Origin of the sequence: Eubacterium sp. 14-2 (assembly GCF_000403845.2) — a bacterium.
GTDB lineage: Bacteria > Bacillota > Clostridia > Lachnospirales > Lachnospiraceae > Petralouisia.
Genome location: NZ_KE159568.1, coordinates 1,183,993 through 1,184,889 on the forward strand (window position 1 = coordinate 1,183,993; position 897 = coordinate 1,184,889).

General features: G+C 44.5%; 1 protein-coding gene. It reads right to left on the bottom strand.

Features of this window, described 5'->3' with window-relative positions; translation table 11 throughout:
• Positions 1–204: 204 nt before the first annotated feature.
• Positions 205–897 (bottom strand): flagellin (locus tag C805_RS27260; RefSeq protein WP_016216304.1); only part of this gene is annotated, 693 nt, incomplete at its 5' end.

Sequence of the window (897 nt, forward strand, 5' to 3'; positions counted from 1 at the left end):
GCCTGTGTGCTTGTGGTAACGCCTAACTGACGGTTCGCGTTCATTGCTGTAAGATTGTGCTGTACTACCATTGCCATAATGTTTTCCTCCTTGAACTTAATGCAGCTTCCATGCTGCATGTGATATTATAGTCATCTGCCCGTCAGATAACCATTTCTGACAGGCAGAATAACAAACTTCTTAACTTTTAATAAGATTATACTATTACTGTAACAGTGACAGTACGCCCTGGTTAGACTGGTTAGCCTGTGCAAGCATGGACTGGCCTGCCTGTGCAAGAATGTTGTTCTTGCTGTATTCAACCATTTCAGATGCCATATCTGTATCACGGATACGGGATTCTGCTGCCTGAGTATTCTCTGCTACGTTATCCAGGTTGGCAATTGTATGCTCAAGTCTGTTCTGTAATGCTCCAAGTGCAGATCTCTGGCTGGATACATTGTTGATTGCATTCTGAACCATTGTAATGGTTCCGGTTGCCTGCTGGTAATCTCTTACGTTCGGTGAGCTAACTGTTGTAGCCGGCTTGCTTGCAACTGCGAAAACCTGTGCTGCACATGCTGCAAGGTTTGCTGCACATGCTCTTACCAGACCGGATAATGTGGTAATGGTTCCATTGTTTGTTTTGAAATATGCTGTCTTTGTATTACCTGCAGAATAAAGTGCACCAACCTGTGTAGTACATGCTGCAAGGTTCGCAATAGATGCTCTCAGCTTTGCAGAACCAGCTGTACCGCTTGCCTTAGTGGTCGCATCAGCAGCTGTATAGGTACCAGCTTCATTTTTAACTTTCTGGTTCTTCACAACTTCATTGGTTGTCAGATAACCGGACATTGCTCCTACCTGGGTAGGTTTGATTCCGATTGCTGCTGCATTCATTGCTGCAATATTGATGGT